This is a genomic window from Rhizobium sp. RU20A, from assembly GCF_900155885.1.
In the GTDB taxonomy this organism is placed as follows: domain Bacteria; phylum Pseudomonadota; class Alphaproteobacteria; order Rhizobiales; family Rhizobiaceae; genus RU20A.
The window spans coordinates 40454-64337 of sequence record NZ_FTMB01000009.1 but is presented as its reverse complement, the minus strand read 5'-3'; the positions used below and the strand labels follow the sequence as shown (position 1 = coordinate 64337).

Sequence of the window (23884 nt, the reverse complement as noted above, 5' to 3'; positions counted from 1 at the left end):
ATTTATGCCGCTTAATCAATATTTTAAAGATATTTCTCAACTCGTACGTGCGAACATTCTGTCTCATATGTGAGACAGTGATACGGTAGAACTGAAATAAAATAGATCACCCATCAGTAGAAATCGGCATGTCCGACAGTACAAAATGACGATTGCAAATTCCCGCGATCGGTCACATCTGCGCCGTCATGCCGCCATCCACGACGAGCGTATGGCCGTTGACGAAGCTCGATTCCGGCGCGGCGAGAAAGACGGCGGCGCTCGCGATCTCGTCGGGCCGGCCCCAGCGCTTCAGCGGAATGCGCGCCTCGACGAAGGGCTTCAGGCTTTCATCCTCGGCCAGATGCCGGTTCGTCTCGGTGGCGAACCAGCCCGGCGAGATGGCGTTGACGGTGAGGCGATCGGCGCCGATCTCGACCGCGAGCGAGCGGGTCAGCGCCTCGAGCCCGCCCTTGGCAGCGGTGTAGGCGGGGTCGCCGGGCTTGGCATGGGTCGCGGCAATCGAGGTGACGAAGATCAGCCGTCCCGCCGGCGCGTGCTCCAGATGCGGCAGCGCGGCCTGCGCCATGCCGTAGGCGGCGACGAGATCGGTTTCGACAAGGCGGGAGAAATCGGCGACCGGCAGATCGCGAATGCCGCGCCGGTCGCGCACGCCGACGCCGTGGATGAGGATGTCGAGGCCGCCAGCCGCCGCCACGACATCGGCAACGATCCGCGCCGCGTCTCCTTGCACATCGCCGGCCACCGCCTCCAGACGCACGCCCTCGGCACCGGCGGCATCGACGGTTGCCGCGAGCGCGTCCGCATCGCGGCCGTTGATGAAGACGCGCGCGTCGGCCCGCGCCAGCGCCTTGGCCATTTCAAGGCCAAGCCCGCGCCCGCCGCCCGTGACGAGCGCGGTCTTGCCGGAAAGATCGAACATGGGAACTCCTTTCGCGCATTGCAGTCACAGCGAAATGAACGGGGTGCGCCGTCTGCCGACAAACTGCCGCATTGCGGTAAGACACCGTAACGCCTATCTGTTTGGAACGAAACCGGGAACCGGCATGATCGACAGGACGTCCAAGGGCTCGCTGTGGCTGCGCATCGTCTGCGCCGTCGCGGTGCTGTGCCTGGCGCTGGTCTGGCCGCCGGTGGCGGCGCGCACGGTGAAGGCCGGGCCCTCCATGGCCGCCTTCACCCTGCCGGACGGCACGCTTCCCGACCTTTGCCTCGATGGCGACGATGAGCCGGACCATGGCGGCGGGCATGGCAAATGCCTCGCCTGCTGCCTGCCGACCACCTTCCTTCTGCCCGGGCCCGGCCCGCTGGCGCTCGATGGCCCCGACCGGATCAGCCTTGGCCGGATGGAGGCCTTTGCCGCTGCCGCGCCGCCCCCGCTCAGCACCGGCGCGCTTTCGGCGCGTGGGCCGCCCGCCCTTCTTCCTGCCTGATGTCACCGCCTGCCGGATGCCCGGCGGGAAAGCCATCCGCCGTGCGGCCGAAAAAGCGTGCCGCCGTCGCCGAAGGAAGCCGTACCCATGTCAAATCCGACGCTGATCGCCGCCGTTCCGGCCTTGGAAACCCCTGCGGAAACCCTTGCGCTGAAGCCTGCCTGCGATGCCGTTTGCGGCGAGCGGCCGCTCTGCACCCGCCCGCTCGGCAACACGCTGATCGCACCGCGCACCGCGCTCTTTCACCAGGGCATCATCTGCCCCTTCGTCTATCGCATCACGGAAGGGTGCGTTTCCGTCTTCCAGGCGCTGCCGGACGGGCGGCGGCAGGTGATCGACGTGCTCGGCCCCGGCCGTCTCATCGGCAATGCCTTGACGGGCGGCGCGCCCTCGGGGGCGGAAACGCTGACCTTCACGCGGCTGGAGGCGCTCGATGCGACCGGCCCGGCCGAGCGCGGCGCGATCGAGGCGGCCATGCGCGACATGCTGACCCGCTCGCTGGCGCATGCCACGCTGCTCGGCCGCAAGACGGCGACCGAGCGCGTCGCCTCCGCCCTGATCGACCTCGCCGCCCAGTTTCCCCGCCGGCAGCGCCATGCGGCGAGTCGGCGCGTGACCTTCACGCTCTACCTCACCCGCGCCGACCTTGCCGACTGGCTGGGCCTGACGCTGGAAACCGTCAGCCGCTGCCTCAACGCCTTCAAGCGCGACAGCGTGATCGCCTTCGACCACCCGGAAGTGGTGACGGTGAAGGACATGGGCCTGCTGGCGGCGCTGGCCGGCGGGATGACGGCAGGCACCCGCAAGGCCAAGCGCGCTGACGGGGCCGTAGTCCCGCCCGTGGTGGCAGCGACGGCGACGCCGGCGTTCGCCTGAGGCGTGGCGGGTCTAGGGGGGATGAGGGATGGTGTTTAACCCCCTCATCTGCCTGCCGGCATCTTCTCCCCGCTGGGGAGAAGAGACGAGGAGGGTAGGCCACACAAGCGCCGCCCATCCCTTCACCCCTCGGGGAGAAGGTGCCCGACAGGGCGGATGAGGGGCTTGCGACGCCCGCCCCTCAACCCACCCCTACCCCCGCCCCACCAGCGGCATCTGCGTCGCCATGACCGTCATGGTCAGCACATTGGCGTCCAGCGGCAGGCTGGCCATGTAGAGGACGGCGCGGGCGACGTGGGTGACGTCCATGGTCGGCTCGGGCCGGATCTCGCCGTTGGCCTGCAGCACGCCGCCGCCCATGCGGGCCGTCATGTCGGAGGCGGCGTTGCCGATGTCGATCTGGCCGCAGGCGATATCGAAGGGACGGCCGTCGAGGGCGGTGGACTTGGTGAGGCCCGTGATGGCGTGCTTGGTGGCCGTATAGGGCGCGGAGAAGGGCCGCGGCGTCTGGGCGGAAATCGAGCCGTTGTTGATGATGCGCCCGCCGCGCGGGGTCTGCGCCTTCATCAGCCGCATGGCCTCGCGGGTGCAGAGGAAGGGTCCGGTGAGATTGGCGGCGAGCACGGCCGACCATTGCTCGAAGGTCAGCTCTTCCATCGGCACGGCCGGGGCGCCCATGCCGGCATTGTTGACGAGAAGGTCGAGCCGGCCGAAGGCGGCCTCGATGGCGGCGAAGAGCGCGGCGACCGAGGCGGGATCGCCGACATCGGCGGCAATGGCGCGCACCTCCGCCCCCGTTTCGGCCGCGATGGCGGCTGCCGTTTCCTCCAGCACGGCAAGGCGCCGGCCGCTGATGACGAGCGTGTAGCCATCGCCGGCGAGCGCCGTCGCGATGGCCTTGCCGATGCCCGTGCCGCCGCCGGTGACGAGTGCGATCCTTGGCTGTGTCATGGTGCTGATTCCTCCCTCTTCTCCTCTGCTTTAGCGCATCTTTTCGGTTTGCCGCAGGCCGTTCTGCCGGGGCGGCCTGCGGGCGCGGGACGACGTGGCTTCAACCGCCCCTGCCGACATGCCATGCTGACGCACCTTGCAGGAGAGACCGACCGCATGCTGAACCTTCTCACCGACATTGCCGGCGTGCGCGTCGGCCACGCCACCGATCTCGCGCTCGGCTCGGGTGTCACCGCGATCGTCTTCGACCGGCCGGCGACCGCCTCCGGCAGCGTGCTCGGCGGGGCGCCGGGCGGGCGGGACACGGCGCTGCTCGATCCCGCCATGACGGTCAGCGCGGTGGATGCCTTCGTGCTGTCGGGCGGTTCGGCCTTCGGGCTCGATGCGGCGGGCGGGGTACAGGCGGGATTGCGCGCCGAGGGGCGCGGCTTTGCGGTGGGGCCGGCGCGCGTGCCCATCGTGCCGCAGGCCATCGTCATGGACCTCCTGAATGGCGGCGACAAGGACTGGGGGCTGCATTCGCCCTATCGCGACATGGGGCTTGAGGCCTATCGCAACGCTGCGGGCGGCGCTTTCGCGCTCGGCTCGGTCGGCGGGGGCACGGGCGCGACGACGGCGACGGTGAAGGGCGGGCTCGGTTCGGCAAGCGCGGTCACGGCGCGTGGCTTCACCATCGCCGCCATCGTCGTCGTCAATTCGCTCGGCGCCCCGACGGTGGGCGACGGTCCGCATTTCTGGGCCGCCCCCTTCGAGCGCGACGGCGAATTCGGCGGACTTGGCCTGCCCGCGCCGTTGACGGCCGAGCATGTGGCACTGCGCATCAAGGGCGCCGGCCGGATCGCCACCACCATCGGCGCGGTCGTGACCGATGCGACGCTAACCAAGGCCGAGGCGCACCGGCTCTCCCTGCTCGGCCATGACGGCATCGCCCGTGCCATCCTGCCCGCCCATCTTGGCCTCGACGGCGACACGGTGTTCGCCGCCGCGACGGGCGAAAAAGGCCCGCCCGACATGACCGATTTCCTCGAACTCTGCCACCTCGCCGCCACCACCATGGCCCGCGCCATCGGCCGCGGCGTGCATGCGGCGGACGCACTCGCCGTCGAGGGCGCGCAGGCGAGCTGGCGGGACCGCTGGGGGGCGTGATGGAGCGGGGAGCGGTAGGGCGGAGGGGTAGCCCCTCATCTGCCTGCCGGCATCTTCTCCCCAGGGGGAGAAGAGACGTGGAGGTAACGCCGGGGCCGCTCGTCGATTTGCCGCAAGCCTTGCCGCGTGCCCTTCTCCCCTCGGGGAGAAGGTGGCCCGAAGGGTCGGATGAGGGGCGCCGCCGGAACCCTTTGCGCGCTCGCGCGTTGCCTCGCATCACATGGGGGACATCACGCCTTGGACAGGGACAGCGAACGCATGCCGGCGCCCGGCGGCGGGCTCTTGCGGCAGGACGACCGGAAATCCTCAAAGGCGAGTTTTCCCGAGCTTTTCTTCGATCTCGTCTTCGTTTTCGCGCTGATCCAGCTATCCGAAACGCTGGCGAAGGATTTCAGCGTCAGCATCGCCGCCGAGGCGCTGCTGTTCATCCTCGCGCTGTGGTCGGTGTGGATCCACACGACCTGGGTGACGAACCTTCTGAATGCCGAGCACGAGAGCGTGCGCCTGCTGCTCTTTGCGCTGATGCTGTGCGGCATCCTGCTGGCCATCGCCCTGCCCGAAGCCTTCGGCGAGAAAGGGCTGTTGTTCGCCGGTGCCTATGCCGCGCTGCAGATGACGCGCTCGGTCTTTGCGCTCGTGGCGCTGCGCCGCGCCGGCAGCGAGCAGGCGGGCACCTTCCTGCGCGTGACGCTCTGGACCGCGGCGAGCGCGGCGCTGTGGCTGGCCGGCGGGCTGGCGGACGGGCAAACGCGCATCACGCTGTGGGCCATCGCCCTCCTCATCGAATATCTGGCGCCCGTGATCCGCTACTGGCTGCCGGGTTTGGGACGGGGCACGCGCGAGGAAACCGGCATCAATGGCGAACATCTGGCCGAACGCGCCGCGCTCTTCGTGATCATCGCGCTCGGCGAAACCATTCTGACGACGGGCAAGAATGCCTCGGAACGCTTCGACGAGACAACCACGCTGCCGGTTCTCATCTGCGCCTTCGTCAATACGGTGCTGATGTGGTGGCTCTATTTCCATGACGGCCAGCAGCAGGCCGCCGAGAAGGCCGAGGAGGCCGAAGACGAGGCGGTGTCGGACAAAAAGCCCGTCGGAACGGTTCGCACCCTGTTTGCCTACACGCATCTGCCGATCGTCGCCGGCATCATCCTCACGGCTGTGGGCGAGGATTTCGCGCTCTCCCATGCCCATGCGATGACACCCGCCCACGCCGCCGCCATTCTCGGCGGGCCCGCCCTCTTCCTCATCGGCGTCGGCTGGATGAAGCTATCGGCCGGCGCGGCGCTGCCCTATTCCCACGCGGCGGGCCTTGCGCTTCTGGCGCTCAGCGGCGGGGCCATCTCGCTCGCCAGCAATATGGGACTGCAATTCTTCGCCACCGCCGTGCTGTTCGGCGTGTGCCTGTGGGAATATAGGGCGCTGAACCGCGCCAAGGCCGTGGCGTGAGGGTACGCAGGCGGGTCAGAGCCCCTCATCCGCCTGCCGGCACCTTCTCCCCGAGGGGAGAAGAGACGCTCGGCTTGCTCCGCAGACCTTCTGAACCGTAAAAACGGCGCGGCACGCAAGAACGCCTCACACCGGCGGCAGGATGAGGATGGCCCTGAAATCGTTGACATTGGTGAGCGTCGGGCCGGTGACGACCTGACCGCCGATCGCCGCGAAGAAGCCGTGGGCGTCGTTGCGGGCAAGGGCGGCGGCGGGGTCGATGCCGGCCTTTTCCGCGCGGGCGAGCGTTGCGGGGTCGATGACGGCACCGGCCACCTCGGCGGCGCCGTCGACGCCATCGGTATCGCAGGCAAGCGCATGGATGCCCTCGGCGCCATCAAGGGCAAGGGCGAGCGCCAGGCAGAATTCGGCATTCGGGCCGCCGATGCCCTCGCCGCGCCTGACAACGGTGAGTTCGCCGCCGGACAGCAGCAGCACCGGCGCATCGCCCGGCCGCAGCGCGCGGCGGATTTCAAGCGCCCGTTCGCCCTGCTCCGCCGCCACCGCCCGCGCTTCGCCTTCCAGATCGTCGCCGATGAGATGCACCGTGCAGCCGGCCTGCCGGGCGAGATCGGCAGCGGCGGCCAGCGACTGGCCGGGCGCGGCATAGATGACGGTCTCGGCCCGCGACAGGCGCGAATCCCCGGGCGGCACGACGCCGGTGGGGCGCGAAAGCACGGCGCGCACCGCCTCGGGCACTGTCACGGTGTAATGGTCGAGGATGGCGAGTGCATCGGCCGGCGTCGAGGCATCGCCGACCGTCGGGCCGGAACCGATGAAGGCGGGATCGTCGCCCGGCACGTCGGACAGCATCAGGGCCAGCAGGCGCGCCGGAAAGGCCGCGGCGGCCAGCTGCCCGCCCTTCACCTGGCTGAGGTGCTTGCGCACCGTGTTCATGCGGTCGATGGGCGCGCCGGAGGCGAGCAGCGCGGCGTTCACCGCCTGCTTGTCGGCCAGCGTCAGGCCCTCGGCCGGCTGCACCAGCAGGGCCGAGGCGCCACCGGAGATCAGCGCGAGCACCACATCCTCCTCGCCGAGGCTGTCGAGCAGTGCGAGCAGGCGGGCGGTCGCGGCGCGGCCCGCCTCGTCCGGCACCGGATGGGCGGCCTCGACGATCTCGATGCCGCGGCAGGGGCGGCCATAGCCATAGCGCGTGATGACGAGCCCCTCGCACGGGCCCCAGGCGGCCTCCACCGCCTCCGCCATGCGGGCGCTAGCCTTGCCGGCCCCGACCACCACGACGCGGCCCTCCGGCTTTGCCGGCAGGAAGGCCGAAAGCGAGCGCATGGGATCGGCGACGTCCACCGCGCGGTCGAACAGACGGCGCAGGAAGGTTTCGGGATCGCGGGCGGGATCGTCGGGAAGACCGGCCATGGGCAAGCGGGACGGATCAGGCGGTGACGTCGATGACGACGCGGCCGCGCACCGTGCCGGCCATGATCGCATCGGCGAGCCCGACGATATCGCTCATCGGCCGCACCTCCGTCATGGCATCGAGAAGAGCGGGATCGAGGCTTTCGGCCAGGAGCGCCCAGGCGGCCTCGCGCTTGTCATGGCTCGCCATGACCGAATCGATGCCGAGCAGGGCGACGCCGCGCAGGATATGCGGCATGACCGTCGCCGGCAGATCAGCGCCGCCCGCAAGGCCGCAGGCCGCCACCGCGCCATCGCGCACGGTCTGGGCCAGCACGTTGGCGAGCGTGGTGGAGCCGACACTGTCGACGGCGCCCAGCCAGCGCTCCTTCTGCAGCGGCCCTGCTTTTTCGGAAAGCGCGGCGCGCTCCACGAAACCGGTGGCGCCAAGGCTTTTCAGATAGTCATGCGTCTCCGGCCGGCCGGTGGCGGCGGTGACCGTGTAGCCGCGTTTTGCCAGAAGCGCGATCGAGACCGAGCCGACACCGCCGGCAGCGCCGGTGACCAGCACCTCGCCGGCGCCGGGCGCGATGCGGCCCCAGCGCTCCAGCGCCGCGACCGAAAGGGCGGCGGTATAACCGGCCGTGCCGATCGCCATGGCCTGCTTGAGGGAAAAGGCGGCGGGCAGGCGCGTCAGCCACTCGGCCTTGACGCGCTGGTAGCGGCTGTAGCCGCCGCCCGTCGTCTCCGACATGCCCCATCCGTTGACGATGACGGCATCGCCCGGCTTGAAGGCGGGATCCTTCGATTCCAGCACCGTGCCGGCGAGATCGGCCCCGGCGATCATCGGCAGGCGCCGGGCAATGCGCCCCCGACCCGACACGTTCAGCCCGTCCTTGTAGTTCAGCGTGGAATAGGCGACCTGAACCAGAACCTCATGGTCCGGCAGGTCGGCGAGCGTGATGTCCTTCAGCGCACCGCGCGGCTTGCCGTCCACCTCGTCGATCACCACCGCCTTGAATGTCTCACCCATCGGTCACTCCCCTTTGCCGTCTTTGGGGCGGACCATGCCACTGCCCGCACGCGATGGCCACCCCTGCGGAAGGCGAATGCGGTTCTGGCTTAGATTGCTGGCAGGAGCCCTTGACCGATGGACTGCCTGAATCTTGGGCACGCACTTTTTCATGGCGTGTCAACCATGCAGACCAGATATGCGTGCATCCCTCTGGCGCCGCGCCGCAAGATCGGTCAAAGGAGAGCCGCATCACGGCTTATTGCGGCATGCGCCGGGACATCCAGTCCCGCGCGCTCAAGGTAAGGCCTCGCCGCCCGTGAACAATGCCCCGCCATACCGCCGGGCAAAGCAAACTGGAGCAATCTCTCATGTCGACGCAGCGCGAATCTGCGAACTCCCGCGAAGGCTCGTTCATCAGCCGTATCGTGGATGCCTTCCTGATGGTTCAGACCCGCAACACCGGATCCGACCTCACCCGCCAGCCCCGCTGAGCGGCGTTTCGCCGGGGGCAACGGCCCCGACAGGCGGGAAGCGCACACTGACCTTCAAACCATAACGGTTCGTCTTTCGATTCACGGCGCCGTCGTCCAGCGTGACGGCGGCGCCGTGCAGCATGGCGATCTCCTCGACGATCGGCAGGCCAAGGCCTGAGCCGAAAGCCTTTTCGCGCGCGCCGCGCACGAAGCGGCGCATGACCTCCGCGCGCCTTTCCGGCGCGATACCCGGCCCGTCATCGGTGACCGAGAGCAGCACGGCGCCCGCCTTTTCCTCCACCTTGACCGTCACTTCCGCGCCGTGGCCGGCATAGGCGATGGCGTTGTCAATGAGGTTCTTGACGAGTTCGCCGAGAAGCAGCGGCTCGCCGGCGACCCGCGCGCTCCCCTCCCCCTCGAAACCGAGATCGATGCCGGCGGCAGCGGCGGCCGGCACGTGGTCGGCCGTCACATCCTGGGAAAGACGCAGAAGATCGACGGGCGCCAGCGCGCCAGCTTCCCCCGAGGCGGCCGCATTCAGCCGCGCCAGCGTCAGGAACTGCGCGAGAACCCGCTCGGCCCGTGCCACGGCGGCATCGCTCTTGGCGGCGGCCTCGCGGGCCTCCTCCAGCGTGCCGGCGCGGGAGACGAGCGCGAGCTGGGTGCGGATGACGGCGAGCGGCGTGCGTAGCTGATGGCTGGCATTGCCGGTGAAATGGCGCAGCGCCTCCAGCGCGCTCGAGAGGCGCACCATGAAGGAGTTCACCGTCTCGACCAGCCCCTCCACCTCGCGCGGCACCTCCTCGCGGATCGGCTGGAGATCGTCCGGATTGCGCTCGGCAATGGCCGCGCCGAGCCTGTTCAGCGGGCGCAGCGAAATGGTGACGGCGATCCAGACGATGACGGCGGCCCCGGCGATCATCACGAGAAGACGGGCGGCGGAGCGCAAGAGAATTGCCTGCGCCAGCTGGCGCCGGGCAATAGTGGTTTCGGCGACCGTGACCACGAAGGGAACGGAGGAAATACCCGTGGAGGCCGAGCGCTGCAGGGCGCCGACGCGGATCGGCTCGCCCCGGAACGTCGCATCCTCGAAGGCGGCGGCCTCACCCGGCCGCTGTGTCACGACGGGCAGCGACTGGTAGCCGGTGATGAAGGTGCCCGGCGGGCCATCGACGCGATAGAAGACGCGGTCCTGCGCCGCCGATGTCAGCATTTCCAGCGCGACATAGGGGATGTCGACCTCGAGCGAGCCATCCTCCGCCACCACGACGCGCTCGGCAATTGCCAGCGCGGAGCCCGCCAGAACGCGGTCGGAGACGGTGTTGGCCGTGTTGACGGCCTCCTGCCAGGTATCGACAAGCGCCACCATGCCGATGATGGCGGTAGCGATGAGGAGCCAGCCGAGCAGGCGGCGGCGCAGCGAGCGGCGAAGCGAGAAGAGGGCAAGGGTCATGCGGGCGCGACACCCTCGCCATCACCCTCCGGCACCTTGTCGAGATAATAGCCGATGCCGCGCGCGGTCTTCACCGTCAGCCCGTGCGGCGCAAGGCGGCGGCGCAGGCGGCTGACATATTGCTCGATGGCGTTGGCGCTCAGATCCTCGTCAAAGCCGGTCAGCGACTGCATGATCGCCTCCTTCGCCACGACCTTGCCGGCCCGCAGGAACAGCGTTTCGAGCAGCGCCACCTCGCGGGCGGGAATATCGACCGGCTGGCCGCCAACCGAGAAGGTGCGGGAGGTGAGGTCGAACGTGACCTTGCCGAAGGAGACCGTGGAGGTGCGGTGGCCCGCCTGCCGGCGCAGCAGCACGCGGATGCGCGCTTCCAGCTCGCCGACATCGAAGGGTTTGGTGAGATAATCGTCGGCGCCGAGATCGAGCCCGCGAATGCGCTCTTCCGGCGCGCCGCGGGCGGTGAGGATCAGCACCGCCGTGCGGTTCTGGCGGGCGCGGATGGCCTTGAGAACATCGAGCCCGTCCACCTCCGGCAGGTTGAGATCGAGCACGACGAGATCGAAGCTCTCGGTGGAAATGGCGGCAAGCGCCGAAGCGCCATCGGCCACCCGGTCGAGCGCATAGCCGCTGCCCCGCAGAAGGACCATCAACCCTTCCGCCAGCGCCTCATTGTCCTCCACCAGCAAAAGCCGCACGCGTCTTTTCCGCCGTTCGAGCAGGTGCCACGCGCCCTTTTTTAAAGGCGTCCCGCACGTTGAGTTGAATCCAGCCTGACCATCGATCTTCGTGACGTTCACATGACTACGCCGGATCGATCATGCTGACCACCCTCGCGACGATCTCGTCGATGGTGGCGGCATCCAGCGTGTCGATGTGCCTCGCGCTCTTCTGCTTGACCCGCGCCACGATGTCGAGCGCCCGAACCTGGTTGCAGAGCGCCACGCCGGTCGTCTTGTGACCGGAAATGTTCACGGCAAGGCCCGCCTTACGCGTGAAGACGCCACCGGTGGTGATCGGCACCGTCAGGCACATGCCCACCGAATTGATCTCGCGCGGCGTGATCACGACGCAGCGATGGTCATCCCGCATCTCATTGCCCACGACGGGATTGAGATCGACGAGATAGACGTCACCCCGCTGCGGAACGTTGCTGCGAACCATCAGGGCACTTCATTGCCGACAGACGGACCGGTATTGAAGGACGACGCTTCCTTGTTGAGCGCAGCCATCTCATCGGCGCCTTCAAGCAACTCGGCCAGCGTGTATCGCTTCTTCGCCTGCTTCGGCGTTGCCACAAGAGACCCGTCGCTGACGGAAAGCGTGAGTTCCGCACCGACCTCGACGCCGAGCATCTTGAGAAGGGCCGGCGGAATGCTGAAAACGGTCGCGCCGCCCTGACGGCGGATCCGTGCCGTGTTGCTCATGGGAACACCTCCGGTTTGTGCTACCTATGTAGCACATTCCTCTGACAAAGGGGAAGGACCTATCTCCCGGATGAGCGTATCGAGATCCGTGCCATGGCCCGCATCGATATGGCGGCCGCCCTCCGCGAACGCTATCAGCGCCTCTTCCTCGGCGGCGAGATAGGCCTTCAGGGCACGGACGATCAACCACAGGGGCCACGCCCTTGCCGCCCTCTCTCCGCTCCGGCATGATGCACCATGCCTGTCCTTCCCCTCCTTCGCACCCTGCTTCTCCTCTGTCCTGTCGTGATGGGGGCAGCGCCTACGGCGGCGCTGGCAACCCCGGTCTTCTTCCCCGCCGTCTCCGGCGACGAGCATGCGCCGATCCTGAAGGTCTATTCCTCGCTCGACGAACATCTGGCGCGGCCGATGATCGAGGGGTTCCAGCGGGCCAATCCGGATGTGGCGGTCGATTACGAGGACATGCTGACGGGGGAGATCTACGACCGGATCGTCAAGGAGACGGATGCGGGCGAAAAGACCGCCGATTTCGCCTTCTCCTCGGCCATGGACCTCCAGGTGAAGCTCAGCAATGACGTCTACGCACAGCGTTCCGACCTTGCCATGAGCCCGCGCTGGCCGGCCTGGGCCAACTGGCGCAACACCGCCTATGCGCTGACCTTCGAGCCGGCCGTCTTCGTCTATCACAAGCCGAGCTTCACGGGGCGCAAGCCGCCGGAGACGCGGGCCGAGTTCGTCAGCTATCTCAAGGAGATGGGCGATGGTGTCTTCGGGCGGATCGGCACCTACGACATCGAGCGGTCCGGCGTCGGCTTCCTGTTCATGGCGCGCGACCAGGAACAGTTCGGCGATATCTGGACCGTCATTCAGGCCATGGGCCGGGCGGGCGTGAAGCTCTATTCCACCAGCCAGGCGATCCTCGAGCGCGTCGCGGACGGGCGCTTCACCATCGGCTACAACATCCTCGGCTCCTACGCCGCCGACTGGGCGGCGCGCCACCCGGATGTCGGGATCGTGCTGCCCAAGGACTACACCGTCGTCATGTCGCGCATCGGGCTGGTGCCGCAGGCCGCCGCACGGCCGGATCTCGGGCGCCGCTACCTCGAATTCTTCATGTCGCGCGAGGGGCAGCAGACGCTGGCGACGCAATTGCAGATCCCCGCCGTCAGCCCGGATGTCGCCGGGGACAATACGGCGGTCACGATGCAGGCCCTGCTCGGCGCGCAGCTGAAACCCGTGCCCGTCAGCCCCGGCCTGATGGTCTATCTCGATCAGGTCAAGCGCGCCCGGCTGATCGCCCGCTGGAACGAGGCGCTGCGGTTGCAGTAGGGGGCGGAGGGGCGTGCAAGGGCGCGGTTCATTGGCACTCCCCCGCTGCTCCGTCATCCTCGGGCTTGACCCGAGGATCCACGGCCGCGCGAACAGAGGGTGCCGCATGGATCCTCGGGTCAAGCCCGAGGATGACGGTGGGTGGGGGAGCGGCCGCACCCAAATCCAAGCGACATGCACATTCAAAACAGAACTGATGACGGCCTTTGGGGTGATGGCTCCCCCACAGGGCACATTCTCGGGAAAAGCCATGACAGGGCAGGCGTCTTTTCCTGAAGAATGAGAATGCCAAACGCGAGCCTGCCAACGCCCCTTCCCGCAGCGCACAAACTTTTCAATCGTTAAATGTCAGTTAAATGTCAGCTTGCTGTGGTGCCTTGGGGGTGACCGGACGCGCCGTGGAGGCGGGCGTCGGGGCCGGGAGGACTGCCATAGATTGCCGGATTGACCGCTTCGCATGGGGCGGGTCCGCGCCTGTTCTCCCGCAGAATGGTTCATGACGCCGCACGCCGTGCGGCCAACGGAGGACACGACCTTGAAGCACATCTTTCTCGCATCGCTGATCGCCGGCGCGCTGTCGCTGCCGGCCTTTGCAGCCGACTACACCATCATCGCGCCTGCCAATCCGGGCGGCGGCTGGGACCAGACGGCCCGCTCCATCCAACAGGTGATGCAGCAGGAAGGCATCGCCGGCAATGTGCAGGTGCAGAACGTTCCGGGCGCCGGCGGCACGATCGGCCTTGCCCAGTTCGCCAGCCAGTCGGCCGGCAATCCCAATGCCCTGATCGTCGGCGGCTACGTCATGGTCGGCGCCATCCTCACCAACAAGGCGCCGGTGACGCTGAAGGACGTGACGCCGATCGCACGTCTGACCGGCGAATACGAAGCCATCGTCGTTCCCGCCTCCTCGCCCTTCCAGACGATCGGCGACCTCATCGAGGCGCTGAAGAAGGATCCGGGCGCGGTCTCCTGGGGCGGCGGCTCGGCCGGCGGCACCGACCACATCGCGGTCGGCCAGATCGCCAAGGCGGCCGGCGTCGATCCGACCAAGATCAACTACATCGCGTTCTCGGGCGGCGGCGAAGCGCTGGCGGCCATCCTCGGCTCCCAGGTCTCGGCCGGCATTTCCGGCTATGGCGAGTTCGAAAGCCAGGTGAAGTCGGGCACGCTGCGCCTGCTCGCCGTCACCAGCGAAGAGCGCCTTGAAGGCGTCGATGCCCCGACGCTGAAGGAATCCGGCCTCGACGTGGTCGTGCAGAACTGGCGCATGATCGCCGCCGCGCCCGGCCTTTCGGACGAGCAGAAGGCCGCCGTTTCCGCCGACATCGAAAAGCTGGTCAAATCGGCCGGCTGGCAGGAGACGCTGAAGACCAAGGGCTGGCAGGACACCTACCTTGCAGGCCCCGCCTTCGACGAGCAGCTGTCCAAGGACATCGCCTCCACCGAAGTGACCCTCAAGGACATCGGACTGGTGAAATGAGCGGCAACGACCACGCTCACGCAACGCCGCGCCGCCCGGATTGGGCGGCGCTCGGGGCCGCCATCGTGCTGGCGGCCATCGCCGGCGTGATCCTGTGGGATACGTCCCACCTCGCCGCGCTCGTCGCCTACTCCCCCGTCGGACCGACGACGGTGCCCTACGTGGTCGCGTTCGGCCTCATCGGCCTGGCCATCTGGACGGTAATCGCGGCCTTTCGCGGTGAGTTTCCGGAGCGCGAGCTCCAGGAATTCGGTCCGGTCGTCTGGATCGTCGGCGGTCTCGCCGCGCAGATGCTGCTGTTGAAGACGGCGGGTTTTTCGATCGCCACCGGCGTGCTGTTTGCCGCAACCGCCGCCGCCTTCGGCCGGCGCAAGCTCTGGATCTCCGTGCCGGTCGGCATCCTGCTGTCGCTGGTGATCTGGTTCATCTTCGCTCGCCTGCTGCAACTGTCGCTGCCGGCCGGCCCGCTGGAGCGCCTGCTGCCCTGAGAGGCGTCAGGGCCGCGTCCGGCGCGGCTGACGCCTTTCCCGTCCTTGTTCAGACGCCGCCATGCGCCGCAGACCGCGCGCGTGGCAGGCTTGAGGGTCATGCATCATGAATACCTTCGATTTCCTCCTGCAGGGGGTCGGCGTCGCCATGCAGCCGATGAACCTGCTCTATGCGCTGATCGGCGTGACGCTCGGCACCGCCGTCGGCGTGCTGCCCGGCATCGGCCCGGCGCTGACGGTCGCACTTCTGCTCCCCATCACCTTCCAGCTCGATCCGGCGGGATCGCTGATCATGTTCGCCGGCATCTATTACGGCGGCATGTATGGGGGATCGACGACCTCGATCCTGCTCAACACGCCCGGCGAAAGCGCCTCGATCGTCACCGCGCTGGAGGGCAACAAGATGGCCCGGGCCGGGCGCGGCGGACCGGCGCTCGCCACCGCCGCCATCGGCTCCTTCGTCGCGGGCCTCATTGCCACGATCGGCCTCGCCTTCATTGCGCCCTACATCGTCAAGCTGGCGCTGGTCTTCGGGCCGCGTGAATATTTCGCGCTGATGGTGCTCGCCTTCGTCACCGTCTCCTCTGCCTTCGGGGATTCGACGCTGCGCGGCCTTACCTCGCTCTTCATCGGCTTCGCGCTCGCCATGATCGGCATCGACCAACTGACCGGCCAGACGCGCCTCAGTTTCGGCGTTCCGGACCTGCTCGACGGCGTGGAGGTGACGACGCTGGCGGTTGCGATGTTCGCCATCGGCGAGACGCTGTTCATCGCCGCGCAGGGCAATCGCGGCCCGGAGACCGTCGAGGCGGTCAAAGGATCTCTGTGGATGACCAAAGCCGACTGGGCGCGCTCCTGGAAGCCCTGGCTGCGCGGCACCGCGATCGGCTTTCCGATCGGCGCCATGCCGGCCGGCGGCGCCGAGATCGGCACCTTCCTTTCCTATGCCTCCGAAAAGCGCCTGACCAAGCATCCGGAAGAATTCGGCAACGGCGCCATCGAAGGCGTCGCCGGCCCGGAAGCGGCGAACAATGCCTCTGCCGCCGGCACGCTGGTGCCGCTGCTGACGCTGGGCCTGCCGACCACCGCAACCGCGGCGATCATGCTGGCCGGCTTCCAGCAATATGGCCTGCAGCCCGGCCCGCTTCTCTTCGCGACCAATCCGCAGCTCGTCTGGGGCCTGATCGCCAGCCTGCTCATCGCCAACTTCATGCTGCTGGTGCTGAACCTGCCGCTGATCGGCCTGTGGGTGCGGCTGCTGACGATCCCCAAGCCCTGGCTCTATGCCGGCATCCTGCTGTTTGCGACGCTTGGAACCATCGGCGCCAATCCGTCGGTCTTCGAGCTCGGCATGCTGCTCGCCTTCGGCCTGATGGGCTACGTGATGCGGGTGCTCGGCTACCCGATCGCCCCCGTCGTCGTCGGCCTCATTCTCGGGCCGCTCGCCGAACAGCAGCTGCGCCGGGCGCTGGCCATCAGCCAGGGCGACTGGAGCGTGCTCTTCACCTCGCCGATCGCCGCCGTGCTGCTCGCCATCGCCGCCCTTGCCCTGATCGTGCCGCTGATCATGCGGGCACGCGGACGCGGACAGGTGCTCTCGCAGCTTGCCGCCAACGAGGACTGAGCCGCGCCGTCATCGCCCGCTCGACATGGAAAAGCCCGCGTGTTCGGCCGAACACGCGGGCTTTTTCTTGAACAGGCAAAAAGCGTGATCAGCTCGCAAGACGCTGCGGCGGGACGTAGCGCACCGGCGCGACGCGGCTGGTCTCGCCGCCCTTTTCGATGCGGAAGCGGCCGACGAGCGTGCGCAGCCTGCCAGTCTCCTCCGCCAGCCGGGCGGTCGCGGCCGTCTGCTCCTCGACCATGGCGGCATTCTGCTGCGTGGCCTGATCCATATGGTTGACGGCGGTGTTGACTTCCTGCAGTCCGGTCGACTGTTCGCGCGACGTGCCGGCAATGGAGCGGACCTGCTCGTCGATCGCGGCAACATTGCCCTGGATCGTATCGAGCACGCTCCCCGTCTGGGTGACGAGGGCCACACCCGATGTCACCTCCGCGCTGGAGCGGTGGATGAGCGCCTTGATATCCTTGGCGGCCGTGGCTGAGCGCTGGGCGAGCTCGCGCACTTCCTGCGCGACCACGGCAAAGCCCTTGCCCGCCTCGCCCGCTCGCGCCGCCTCGACACCCGCATTCAGCGCCAGAAGGTTGGTCTGGAAGGCGATCTCGTCGATGACGTTGATGATCTGGCTGATGCCGCTGGAGGCCTGCTCGATCCGCTCCATGGCCTCGATGGCCTGACGCACGACGGTGCTCGACTGTTCGGTGTTGCGGCGCGCTTCCGTGACCATCGTGGCCGCCTGCAGCGAGCGGTCGGTGGAATTGGCGACGGCCGAGGTGATCTGCTCCAGCGCCGCAGCCGTCTCTTCGAGGGAAGCAGCCTGCTGCTCGGTGCGCTTTGAAAGATCGTTGGCGGCCGAGCGCAATTCGCCGGTGCCGCCATTGATCATGTCGATGGTTGCGAGCACCTCGCCCATGACGGTGCGCAGGGTTTTCATGGCCGCATCGACATTCGACTGCAACTCCTCGAAGGAGCCGCGGAAACTGCCACGCATGGTTTCCGTCAGGTCGCCATCGGCAAGCGCCGCCACGACGCGCTGCGTTTCGCCAATACCGGTGTCCACGGAGACGAGCAGCGCGTTGACGCTGGCCGCGAAGGTGTTGAGATGCGGGTTTTCATACTGCTTTTCGATGCGCGTCTTGAAGTTTCCATCGACGGCGGAGGCGACGACGGCGGCGATGCTGGTCTGGAGATCGGCGTTCTGCGCCTGGAGGGCCGCTTCCTGTGCATTCATGTCGCGCACCTTCAGCGCATTCTGGCGGAAGACCTGCACGGCCTGCGCCATGTCGCCGACTTCGTCGCCACGGCCCGCGAAAGGAATCTCGCTGTCGAGATCGCCACCGGCCAGCCGATTCATGCTCTGCGTGATCCGGCGGATGGGATTGGCGATGACCTTGCGACCGAAGACGGCGGAGCCGATCAGCAGCGCGACCATCAGTCCGGACATGACGAGGCTCAGCGTGGCGGAGAACGACTGCAGGGAACGCCGGTGATCGTCGGCCTCCTGGTTTGCAACCTTCGCTGCAGTGACGGCTTCGTCGATCAAGCCGGCAATCTTGCCGGAGGTCCGTGCAAGATCGGCGAGGATGGGCGCTGTCTGCGCCGCATTGGCAAGGTCGGCGGCAACCAGTTGCTTGACCATCCCCTCATAGGCCTCGAGCGTCGCTTCAACGGTCGCGGCGCGCGCCTTGTTGACATCGAGTGTCATGTCCGCCCGGGCAAGGTCGAGATATTTCAGCGCCGAATGATGACGTTTGTCGATGAAGTTGATCGCCGCCTGACGCTCGGCCGGCGAGGCCGCCAGCCGCAGCGAGCCGACGCCCATTTCCAGACCGCGAACGGACGCCTTCATGTCGATCATGTTGCGCGCGATGTCTGCCTGGATACGGCTGCGCGCCACCGCCTGCGCAACTGACCTGTTGAGTATGAAGCCGGAGACGGCGACCACCAGCATGAGAAGAATGCCGACTGCCGACATGGCGGCAAGCTTTGTACTGATCGATACGGTGCGGGAAGACATGGAGCGATGATCCTCGTCAACGGCCAAAGGGACATGCCTCGCAAACGAGGCTGTGATGCGCCGCAGTCATGCGCGGCTCAAGGAGGTGAGACGGGCACCGGGGCGGGTGTGCCTCGCTGCAATGTGAAGCTTTTATGACAGACGTAAAGTTTCACTTAAATTTGAATGACCGATCTACCTATCGTTGAAAAAAGCATTGCGAAGATTGCCATATCGCAAGCCCGGAACCGAAAAACCTGGCATTTGATAATCCGCGTTAAGCCGCCTTGTCCGCGCTGCATGGCTGGGCTGCTCACTTGTGCGTTGTGAAAAAGGTTGGTCGACCCCATCTTGAGACTGTCAAGAGAGATGAAGAGGAAGACGGATATGAGCAAGACCAACACCACCCGCGGCAACGTTCTGACCCGCGCTTTCGCCGTGTTCGGTGCGGCCCGCGCCGCTGCTGCCGCTGTCGAAGGCCACCGCCAGCCGACCGCCCGCGACCTGCGCACGCTCGGCATCGACCCGACCAAGTTCCCGGGCGTCTGAGCCGCGGCAGTCCGCAAGGGCTGACAGAAAAGACTGCTGATGAGCCGGTCCGTTGGGCCGGCTTTATGCGTTTTGGGGGGCGGTAATGCGGACGGCGTGAGAGCGGCGACACCGCAAACGGACGTGCCGGCACAAAAAACCCGCGATCTGCATCGCGGGCCTTGGATGCGAGAGACGCGCCACCGTTTCCACGGCCGGTCTCTGGGTTGCTAGCGCGGCATCACCTCTCCACCGTCATGGTCGGGCTTGACCCGACCATCCATAAGCCGCTGATGGCCTTAAAGAAATGGATCCTCGGGTCAAGCCCGGGGATGACGGCGGGTGGGGTGGCGGCCGTGCAAACAGCAACCGCCTCCCGTCTTCGCAGCAGAGGTGATGACGAGAGGTGTGACTGCACGGCCTTTAGCCGTGGCCGTGGGCGCCCTCCAGGGCTTCGCGTCTGTTGTAGCGGATCGAGGACCAGAGCGAGACGCCGATGAGGGCGGCGCCGCCGAGGCCGGTGATGACTTCCGGGATATGCACGAGCGTCTGGCAGTACATGATCACCGAAAGGATCAGGATGGCGTAGAAGGCGCCGTGTTCCAAATAGCGGTATTCGGCGAGCGTGCCCTTGTCGACCAGCATGATCGTCATGGAGCGCACATACATGGCGCCGATGCCGAGACCGATGGCGATGACGAAGAGGTTCTGCGTCAGCGCGAAAGCACCGATCACGCCGTCGAAGGAGAAGCTGGCATCCAGCACTTCGAGGTAGATGAAGGCGCCGAGGCCGCCCTTGGCCGCCGCGCTCATGGTTTCCTGCTGCGCATCGAGCAGGCCGCCCAGCACTTCCACGAGCAGGAAGGTCAGCAGACCGTAGATGGCCGCATGCACGAAGGCGGTGGATTCGACCTCATCGAGGAAGCGCGAGAAGACGAGGATGAGCACCAGCACGAAGGCAATCTCGACGCCCTTGATCGTCGCATAGCGCGCCATGCGGGCTTCGAGGAAGGCGATCCAGTGCACGTCCTTCTCATGGTCGAAGAAGTAGGTCAGGCCGACCATCATCAGGAAGGTGCCGCCAAAGGCCGCGATCGGCAGATGCGCCTCGTTCATGATGCGGGCATATTCCTCCGGCCGCGCGGCCGCCATGATGATCGCATCGATCGGGCCGACATGGGCGGCGACGACGACGATGAGGAGCGGGAAGACGATGCGCATGCCGAAGACGGCGATCAGGATACCCCAGGTGAGGAACCGCCGCTGCCAGACCGGCGTCATGTCCTTGAGCTTGTTGGCATTGACGATGGCGTTATCGAAGGAGAGCGAGATTTCGAGAACGGCGAGCACCGAGCAGATGAAGAAGACGGTGAGCATGCCGGACAGCGTGCCGGTGGTCTGCCAGCCGAGCCAGGCGCCGAGGACGAGGCCAAGCGCGGTGACGATGAAAGCCCAGGTGAAATAGCTGAGCGTGGAGGGCGTTGCTGCGGGCGTGTTCATCGTGCGCGCTCCCCGGATGCGAGGGGGAAACGGGCGAAGGTGCGCGCGGCCGAAAGGGCACGCGCGGGACGCATGGAAGGAATGGTCATTGGCTTTTTTCCGCCGGCCGAAAATGCAGGCGGTACCGACATCACGAGAGCGCCGTAAAACTCTCGCCAGAGGGGCCCGGCACCGGGTTCCGTCCGCGCCGTCTTACGATGTCTCGATGCGCGGGAACATGCGTTTAATTACGCAGCTTCACGCTTACGTCAAGAGCGTGTGAGCGGCGCCGTGATCGCGGCGGCCCCGGCCGCAGCGGCAATGAGCGCCTCGCCGCGCGCTGTCAGCACAAACCGCGCCTCGGCATCGGCGGAGCCTGTGCCCTCCAGCACGAGATGCGCGTGCGGCCCGGCAATGCGCAGCAGCTCGGCGCGCACCGTCTCTTCCGGCACGCCGAAGGTCAGCGCGAAGCTGCGCGCCGACTGGGCCATGTCGAGATGGGCGGCCGCCACCAGCCCCGCCGCAAGCTTGCTGTCGGGCGCATCCGCCGCCTTCTGGATGGCGGTGGCAAGGGCGACGAAACGGCCGAGCATGCAGGCGCCCATGGCTCAGCGCTCCCGGAGAAAGGCGTGGCGGTGGGGGCGGCTGACGTCGCGGCTGGTGCTTTCCGCCGCAACACCCCTCATCTGCCTGCCGGCATCTTCTCCCCGGGGGGAGAAGAGACCAGGACGAGGCTGCCTGCCAGGACAGCGTCGTTGAGAAAAGGGTGAAGTGGAGATCGGCGGGCGCCGCATCTCTCTTCTCCCCGACGGGGAGAAGGTGCCGGCAGGCGGATGAGGGGCGACGGCGCGGCAGGACATCCGAGCCGGGCTGCGCGCAGCGCCGAAACGCTGGCCGGCTTCGGCCGTCGCACCACAGGCCGGCGCACGCCAGCCGAGCGTCGTCTCCGCGTATTCCCTTTCGGCCGAAACGCCGCCCGCCATGCCCGCCCCTCGCCTGTTGCGCAGGCATGCCCCGCGCCCATCAATAGATGAGAATTGCAGTAGACTTATCGGATGGCGATTTCAATGGGCGAGAATCGGGAGCGGGGGGAACGGCAGCGTTCAGGACGATGGACGGTGTTGTGGACATGCGTTTTTGGACGCTCCCCCTTCATCCGCCGTCATCCCGGACCCCGAGCCGGGATCCAGCCGGCGCGCGTCTGCGCGTCGAGAGATGTTTTTCAGCCCAAGGGTTTGGGCTGGCTGGATGCCGGATCAAGTCCGGCATGACGAGATGTTTTGCGCGCCGCCTCGCCGACTGGCGGCCGGGCGGCGCGCCGTGTCCGCCCCCTCAATCCCTGTAGGACGGGTCCTCGCGGTCGAGGCAGGATTTGAGATAGGCGAAATGGCGCTCCGCCATGCCGCGATAGGGGCCCCAGCCTTCCGACGTCGCCTTGGCGATCGCGTCGGAGAGCACGGCGAGCGGCTTTCCGGTCGACAGCGTCAGGATCATCGTCTGGGCGGCCTTTTCAAAGAAATAGAGGTCTTCGAAGGCATCGGCCACCGTTTCGCCAGCGACAGAGACGCCGTGATTGCCCATGACGAGCACGGACTTGCCCTCCATCATGCCGGCAATGCGCTCGCCCTCCTCGGCGGCATCGGCAATGCCACCGAAATCGAGATCGTAGCCGATGCGGCCGAAGAAACGCGCCGTGTTGTTGTCCAGCGGCAGCATGGTCGGGTCTTTCAGGCAGGCGAGCGCCACGGCATAGGGCGAATGGCAGTGCAGCACCACGCGCGCCTCCGGCAGCAGGCGATGCACCGTGCCGTGGATCGTCCAAGCCGAGGGGTCGGGCGCATTCGGCCCGTTCATCACATCCGGATTGTCGGCATCGAGCAGCAGCAGATCGCTCGCCTTGATCGTGGCGAAATGCTGCCAGCGCGGATTGAGCAGGAACTGCCGGCCATCGGGCGAGACGGCGGCGCTGAAATGGTTGCCGACCGACTCGCTCCAGCCGAAACGGTGGCAGATGCGGAAGGCGGCGGCGAGATCCTGCCGGAGCGCGACGAGCGCCTCCGGCTCGGAGATTGCGGGCGTGGGGGTCATCACGTTCATGCCTTGAACCGTCCTTCGCTGACGAGCGCACGATAGGTGGAGCGCATTTCCTCCCGGTCCGCATAGCAACCGCGCAGGTAGCGGTCGCCGCTGGAGGCGGAATAGGCCATGCGCCCGTGCACGATGCGGTGATTGTCGAACACCATGCACTCGCCGCCCTTCATCAGGAAGCGCATCATGAAGCGGTCATCCTGCAGCATTTTGCCGAAGCGGCAGAAGGCCGGATAGTAGTCGTCGAGCAGGGTCTGGTCGAGGTCGAAGAGGTCGGCCATGTGCTGGCTGATCGTCAGGCCCGCGACTTCGCCGTGCTTGTCGAGCTCGATGACGCGCTGGCGCGAGCGCATGTCATAGGTGTCGTGCTCGCAATAGAAGGGAATGTCGATCTCCGACAGCAGGCGGAAACCTTCCGGATCGATGCGCTTGAATTCGTTGGCGACGGCGACGCCGTCCGAATAGATGCTGAGCCCGCCCTCGACCGTATTGGCCCGGCAATGCAGGAACTGGATGCCCGGCGCATGTTCTTCCGCCGGCGTGTCCGTGTGCAGTTCGAGCGCTTTCGCCGTATAGGCCGTGTTGGTCGGGTTGATGTGGGTCTTCACGTCGAAATATTCGCCGAAGAAGGTGGGGCGCACATGCCCCATCAGCTTCACCGTTTCCGTCAGGCCCTCATTGCTGTCGGGCATGTCGGTGACGATGGTCAGTCCCTCGACGATCATGGCGCGCAGCCATTCCGTCACCTTGGCCGGGTTGGCCAGCAGCTCGGGCTGCGAGAAGCGCGGGATCTCAGGGTAATGATCGCTGAACCAGGCCTTGCGCGGCAGGTCGGCCGGGTCGGGCCGCTGCCTGCCCTCGGTATAGAGCGCAAGCAGCGATGTCGGGTAGCGGGAGACGTGCCCCTCGCCGGCCCAGGTGATGACGAGGTGATCGCCCTCGATGGCGGCGCTTTCGGCGCGCGGCGCGGCGGCAAGGTGGAAGATGTCGAAGCTGCGCTCGCGCGTCTTGCTGTCGAAGGAGGTGGGGCAGTTGTCGCGCAGCCAGTAGTAATTGAAATAGGCCTCGCGGCCCTCGCCGAGCGCGAGGCTCAGGCCCTTTTCCTTCAGATTGACCGTGCCGTTGGGCATGACATGTGCGTTCATTGCGATCGACGCCTCTGTTATATTGTTCCATCTGCGGAGCTTTGGCGCCGGGATCGCTGAAACCCGTTGCAATCCGGCGGGCCAGGGCGAAAAATACGGCGAAACCCGCTGTTGC

23 protein-coding genes are annotated in these 23884 nt (G+C 66.9%); 10 read left to right on the top strand and 13 right to left on the bottom strand.

What is annotated here, in order from left to right:
- Positions 1-172 precede the first annotated feature (172 nt).
- Complete coding sequence (locus tag F3H41_RS17875; protein ID WP_149740044.1) at positions 173-922, bottom strand: SDR family oxidoreductase; 750 nt, start codon at positions 920-922, stop codon at positions 173-175.
- A gap of 124 nt (positions 923-1046) precedes the next feature.
- On the opposite strand from F3H41_RS17875, the gene F3H41_RS17870 reads away from it, so the two are divergent.
- Together F3H41_RS17870 and F3H41_RS17865 are read left to right on the top strand one after the other, a co-directional pair.
- A complete protein-coding gene (locus F3H41_RS17870; RefSeq protein WP_149740043.1) occupies positions 1047-1433 on the top strand; it encodes a hypothetical protein in 387 nt (128 codons plus the stop codon).
- An 87-nt stretch (positions 1434-1520) separates the two neighbouring features.
- Positions 1521-2309, top strand: coding sequence for a Crp/Fnr family transcriptional regulator (locus tag F3H41_RS17865; RefSeq protein WP_149740042.1), 789 nt, complete (start codon positions 1521-1523; stop codon positions 2307-2309).
- A 192-nt stretch (positions 2310-2501) separates the two neighbouring features.
- Here the strand turns inward: F3H41_RS17865 and F3H41_RS17860 are convergent, their stop codons facing one another.
- Positions 2502-3260 (bottom strand): SDR family oxidoreductase, encoded by a 759-nt coding sequence (locus F3H41_RS17860; RefSeq protein ID WP_149740041.1) that lies wholly within the window; start codon positions 3258-3260, stop codon positions 2502-2504.
- Between the two features lie 156 nt (positions 3261-3416).
- Here F3H41_RS17860 and F3H41_RS17855 point away from each other — a divergent pair, with 156 nt between their 5' ends.
- Both F3H41_RS17855 and F3H41_RS17850 read left to right on the top strand, forming a co-directional pair.
- Positions 3417-4406 (top strand): P1 family peptidase, encoded by a 990-nt coding sequence (locus tag F3H41_RS17855; RefSeq protein WP_149740040.1) that lies wholly within the window; start codon positions 3417-3419, stop codon positions 4404-4406.
- A 258-nt stretch (positions 4407-4664) separates the two neighbouring features.
- Positions 4665-5858: a low temperature requirement protein A gene (locus F3H41_RS17850; protein ID WP_149740039.1), complete on the top strand. Its 1194-nt coding sequence runs from the start codon at positions 4665-4667 to the stop codon at positions 5856-5858.
- Between the two features lie 126 nt (positions 5859-5984).
- Here F3H41_RS17850 and F3H41_RS17845 read toward each other — a convergent pair whose 3' ends face one another.
- Positions 5985-7271: a glycerate kinase gene (locus F3H41_RS17845; protein WP_149740038.1), complete on the bottom strand. Its 1287-nt coding sequence runs from the start codon at positions 7269-7271 to the stop codon at positions 5985-5987.
- 16 nt (positions 7272-7287) lie between these two features.
- Positions 7288-8283: an MDR family oxidoreductase gene (locus F3H41_RS17840; RefSeq protein WP_149740037.1), complete on the bottom strand. Its 996-nt coding sequence runs from the start codon at positions 8281-8283 to the stop codon at positions 7288-7290.
- A gap of 350 nt (positions 8284-8633) precedes the next feature.
- Between F3H41_RS17840 and F3H41_RS21725 the strand changes: the two genes are divergently transcribed.
- The gene (locus tag F3H41_RS21725) at positions 8634-8756 is read left to right on the top strand and encodes a hypothetical protein (RefSeq protein WP_280177052.1); all 123 of its coding nucleotides are present in this window, start codon (positions 8634-8636) and stop codon (positions 8754-8756) included.
- Here the strand turns inward: F3H41_RS21725 and F3H41_RS17835 are convergent.
- The 4 genes from F3H41_RS17835 to F3H41_RS17820 all read right to left on the bottom strand — a co-directional run bounded on the left by F3H41_RS17835 (position 8737) and on the right by F3H41_RS17820 (position 11615).
- Complete coding sequence (locus tag F3H41_RS17835) at positions 8737-10191, bottom strand: sensor histidine kinase (protein ID WP_149740036.1); 1455 nt, start codon at positions 10189-10191, stop codon at positions 8737-8739. The genes F3H41_RS21725 and F3H41_RS17835 overlap by 20 nt on opposite strands.
- Positions 10188-10886 (bottom strand): response regulator transcription factor, encoded by a 699-nt coding sequence (locus F3H41_RS17830; RefSeq protein ID WP_149740035.1) that lies wholly within the window; start codon positions 10884-10886, stop codon positions 10188-10190. The genes F3H41_RS17835 and F3H41_RS17830 overlap by 4 nt, the downstream gene beginning before the upstream one ends.
- A 106-nt stretch (positions 10887-10992) precedes the next feature.
- Complete coding sequence (locus F3H41_RS17825) at positions 10993-11352, bottom strand: type II toxin-antitoxin system PemK/MazF family toxin (RefSeq protein ID WP_149740034.1); 360 nt, start codon at positions 11350-11352, stop codon at positions 10993-10995.
- Positions 11352-11615, bottom strand: a complete 264-nt coding sequence (locus F3H41_RS17820) for a PbsX family transcriptional regulator (RefSeq protein WP_149740033.1) — start codon at positions 11613-11615, stop codon at positions 11352-11354. The genes F3H41_RS17825 and F3H41_RS17820 overlap by 1 nt, the downstream gene beginning before the upstream one ends.
- A 288-nt stretch (positions 11616-11903) precedes the next feature.
- Here F3H41_RS17820 and F3H41_RS17815 point away from each other — a divergent pair, with 288 nt between their 5' ends.
- From F3H41_RS17815 to F3H41_RS17800, 4 genes are all read left to right on the top strand, one after another.
- Positions 11904-12944, top strand: coding sequence for an ABC transporter substrate-binding protein (locus F3H41_RS17815; protein ID WP_188129530.1), 1041 nt, complete (start codon positions 11904-11906; stop codon positions 12942-12944).
- Positions 12945-13479: 535 nt separating this feature from the next.
- Positions 13480-14424, top strand: a complete 945-nt coding sequence (locus F3H41_RS17810; RefSeq protein WP_149740031.1) for a tripartite tricarboxylate transporter substrate binding protein — start codon at positions 13480-13482, stop codon at positions 14422-14424.
- Positions 14421-14912, top strand: coding sequence for a tripartite tricarboxylate transporter TctB family protein (locus tag F3H41_RS17805; protein WP_149740030.1), 492 nt, complete (start codon positions 14421-14423; stop codon positions 14910-14912). The genes F3H41_RS17810 and F3H41_RS17805 overlap by 4 nt, the downstream gene beginning before the upstream one ends.
- Positions 14913-15018: 106 nt before the next feature.
- Positions 15019-16536: a tripartite tricarboxylate transporter permease gene (locus F3H41_RS17800; RefSeq protein WP_149740029.1), complete on the top strand. Its 1518-nt coding sequence runs from the start codon at positions 15019-15021 to the stop codon at positions 16534-16536.
- 88 nt (positions 16537-16624) lie between these two features.
- Here F3H41_RS17800 and F3H41_RS17795 read toward each other — a convergent pair whose 3' ends face one another.
- A complete protein-coding gene (locus F3H41_RS17795) occupies positions 16625-18550 on the bottom strand; it encodes a methyl-accepting chemotaxis protein (RefSeq protein ID WP_244616262.1) in 1926 nt (641 codons plus the stop codon).
- A 366-nt stretch (positions 18551-18916) separates the two neighbouring features.
- Here F3H41_RS17795 and F3H41_RS21355 point away from each other — a divergent pair, with 366 nt between their 5' ends.
- Positions 18917-19078: a hypothetical protein gene (locus F3H41_RS21355; protein WP_188129521.1), complete on the top strand. Its 162-nt coding sequence runs from the start codon at positions 18917-18919 to the stop codon at positions 19076-19078.
- A 402-nt stretch (positions 19079-19480) separates the two neighbouring features.
- On the opposite strand, the gene F3H41_RS17790 is transcribed toward F3H41_RS21355, so the two are convergent.
- The 4 genes from F3H41_RS17790 to F3H41_RS17775 all read right to left on the bottom strand — a co-directional run bounded on the left by F3H41_RS17790 (position 19481) and on the right by F3H41_RS17775 (position 23769).
- Positions 19481-20557: a DUF475 domain-containing protein gene (locus F3H41_RS17790; RefSeq protein WP_149740028.1), complete on the bottom strand. Its 1077-nt coding sequence runs from the start codon at positions 20555-20557 to the stop codon at positions 19481-19483.
- A gap of 248 nt (positions 20558-20805) precedes the next feature.
- Positions 20806-21141, bottom strand: a complete 336-nt coding sequence (locus tag F3H41_RS17785; protein ID WP_149740027.1) for a hypothetical protein — start codon at positions 21139-21141, stop codon at positions 20806-20808.
- A 727-nt stretch (positions 21142-21868) separates the two neighbouring features.
- Positions 21869-22633 carry a class II aldolase and adducin N-terminal domain-containing protein gene (locus F3H41_RS17780; RefSeq protein WP_149740026.1) on the bottom strand — a complete coding sequence of 255 codons (765 nt, stop codon included), beginning with the start codon at positions 22631-22633 and terminating at the stop codon, positions 21869-21871.
- Positions 22630-23769 carry a TauD/TfdA family dioxygenase gene (locus F3H41_RS17775; protein WP_149740025.1) on the bottom strand — a complete coding sequence of 380 codons (1140 nt, stop codon included), beginning with the start codon at positions 23767-23769 and terminating at the stop codon, positions 22630-22632. Before F3H41_RS17775 ends, F3H41_RS17780 begins: the two co-directional genes overlap by 4 nt.
- Between the last annotated feature and the right edge of the window lie 115 nt (positions 23770-23884).

What these genes read in the sequence shown, in the direction of transcription:
- F3H41_RS17875 (WP_149740044.1), bottom strand. Translation starts at nt 922, where the DNA reads ATGTTCGATCTTTCCGGCAAGACCGCGCTCGTCACGGGCGGCGGGCGC.
- F3H41_RS17870 (WP_149740043.1), top strand. Translation starts at nt 1,047, where the DNA reads ATGATCGACAGGACGTCCAAGGGCTCGCTGTGGCTGCGCATCGTCTGC.
- F3H41_RS17865 (WP_149740042.1), top strand. Translation starts at nt 1,521, where the DNA reads ATGTCAAATCCGACGCTGATCGCCGCCGTTCCGGCCTTGGAAACCCCT.
- F3H41_RS17860 (WP_149740041.1), bottom strand. Translation starts at nt 3,260, where the DNA reads ATGACACAGCCAAGGATCGCACTCGTCACCGGCGGCGGCACGGGCATC.
- F3H41_RS17855 (WP_149740040.1), top strand. Translation starts at nt 3,417, where the DNA reads ATGCTGAACCTTCTCACCGACATTGCCGGCGTGCGCGTCGGCCACGCC.
- F3H41_RS17850 (WP_149740039.1), top strand. Translation starts at nt 4,665, where the DNA reads ATGCCGGCGCCCGGCGGCGGGCTCTTGCGGCAGGACGACCGGAAATCC.
- F3H41_RS17845 (WP_149740038.1), bottom strand. Translation starts at nt 7,271, where the DNA reads ATGGCCGGTCTTCCCGACGATCCCGCCCGCGATCCCGAAACCTTCCTG.
- F3H41_RS17840 (WP_149740037.1), bottom strand. Translation starts at nt 8,283, where the DNA reads ATGGGTGAGACATTCAAGGCGGTGGTGATCGACGAGGTGGACGGCAAG.
- F3H41_RS21725 (WP_280177052.1), top strand. Translation starts at nt 8,634, where the DNA reads ATGTCGACGCAGCGCGAATCTGCGAACTCCCGCGAAGGCTCGTTCATC.
- F3H41_RS17835 (WP_149740036.1), bottom strand. Translation starts at nt 10,191, where the DNA reads ATGACCCTTGCCCTCTTCTCGCTTCGCCGCTCGCTGCGCCGCCGCCTG.
- F3H41_RS17825 (WP_149740034.1), bottom strand. Translation starts at nt 11,352, where the DNA reads ATGGTTCGCAGCAACGTTCCGCAGCGGGGTGACGTCTATCTCGTCGAT.
- F3H41_RS17820 (WP_149740033.1), bottom strand. Translation starts at nt 11,615, where the DNA reads ATGAGCAACACGGCACGGATCCGCCGTCAGGGCGGCGCGACCGTTTTC.
- F3H41_RS17815 (WP_188129530.1), top strand. Translation starts at nt 11,904, where the DNA reads ATGGGGGCAGCGCCTACGGCGGCGCTGGCAACCCCGGTCTTCTTCCCC.
- F3H41_RS17805 (WP_149740030.1), top strand. Translation starts at nt 14,421, where the DNA reads ATGAGCGGCAACGACCACGCTCACGCAACGCCGCGCCGCCCGGATTGG.
- F3H41_RS17800 (WP_149740029.1), top strand. Translation starts at nt 15,019, where the DNA reads ATGAATACCTTCGATTTCCTCCTGCAGGGGGTCGGCGTCGCCATGCAG.
- F3H41_RS17795 (WP_244616262.1), bottom strand. Translation starts at nt 18,550, where the DNA reads ATGTCTTCCCGCACCGTATCGATCAGTACAAAGCTTGCCGCCATGTCG.
- F3H41_RS21355 (WP_188129521.1), top strand. Translation starts at nt 18,917, where the DNA reads ATGAGCAAGACCAACACCACCCGCGGCAACGTTCTGACCCGCGCTTTC.
- F3H41_RS17790 (WP_149740028.1), bottom strand. Translation starts at nt 20,557, where the DNA reads ATGAACACGCCCGCAGCAACGCCCTCCACGCTCAGCTATTTCACCTGG.
- F3H41_RS17785 (WP_149740027.1), bottom strand. Translation starts at nt 21,141, where the DNA reads ATGGGCGCCTGCATGCTCGGCCGTTTCGTCGCCCTTGCCACCGCCATC.
- F3H41_RS17780 (WP_149740026.1), bottom strand. Translation starts at nt 22,633, where the DNA reads ATGAACGTGATGACCCCCACGCCCGCAATCTCCGAGCCGGAGGCGCTC.
- F3H41_RS17775 (WP_149740025.1), bottom strand. Translation starts at nt 23,769, where the DNA reads ATGAACGCACATGTCATGCCCAACGGCACGGTCAATCTGAAGGAAAAG.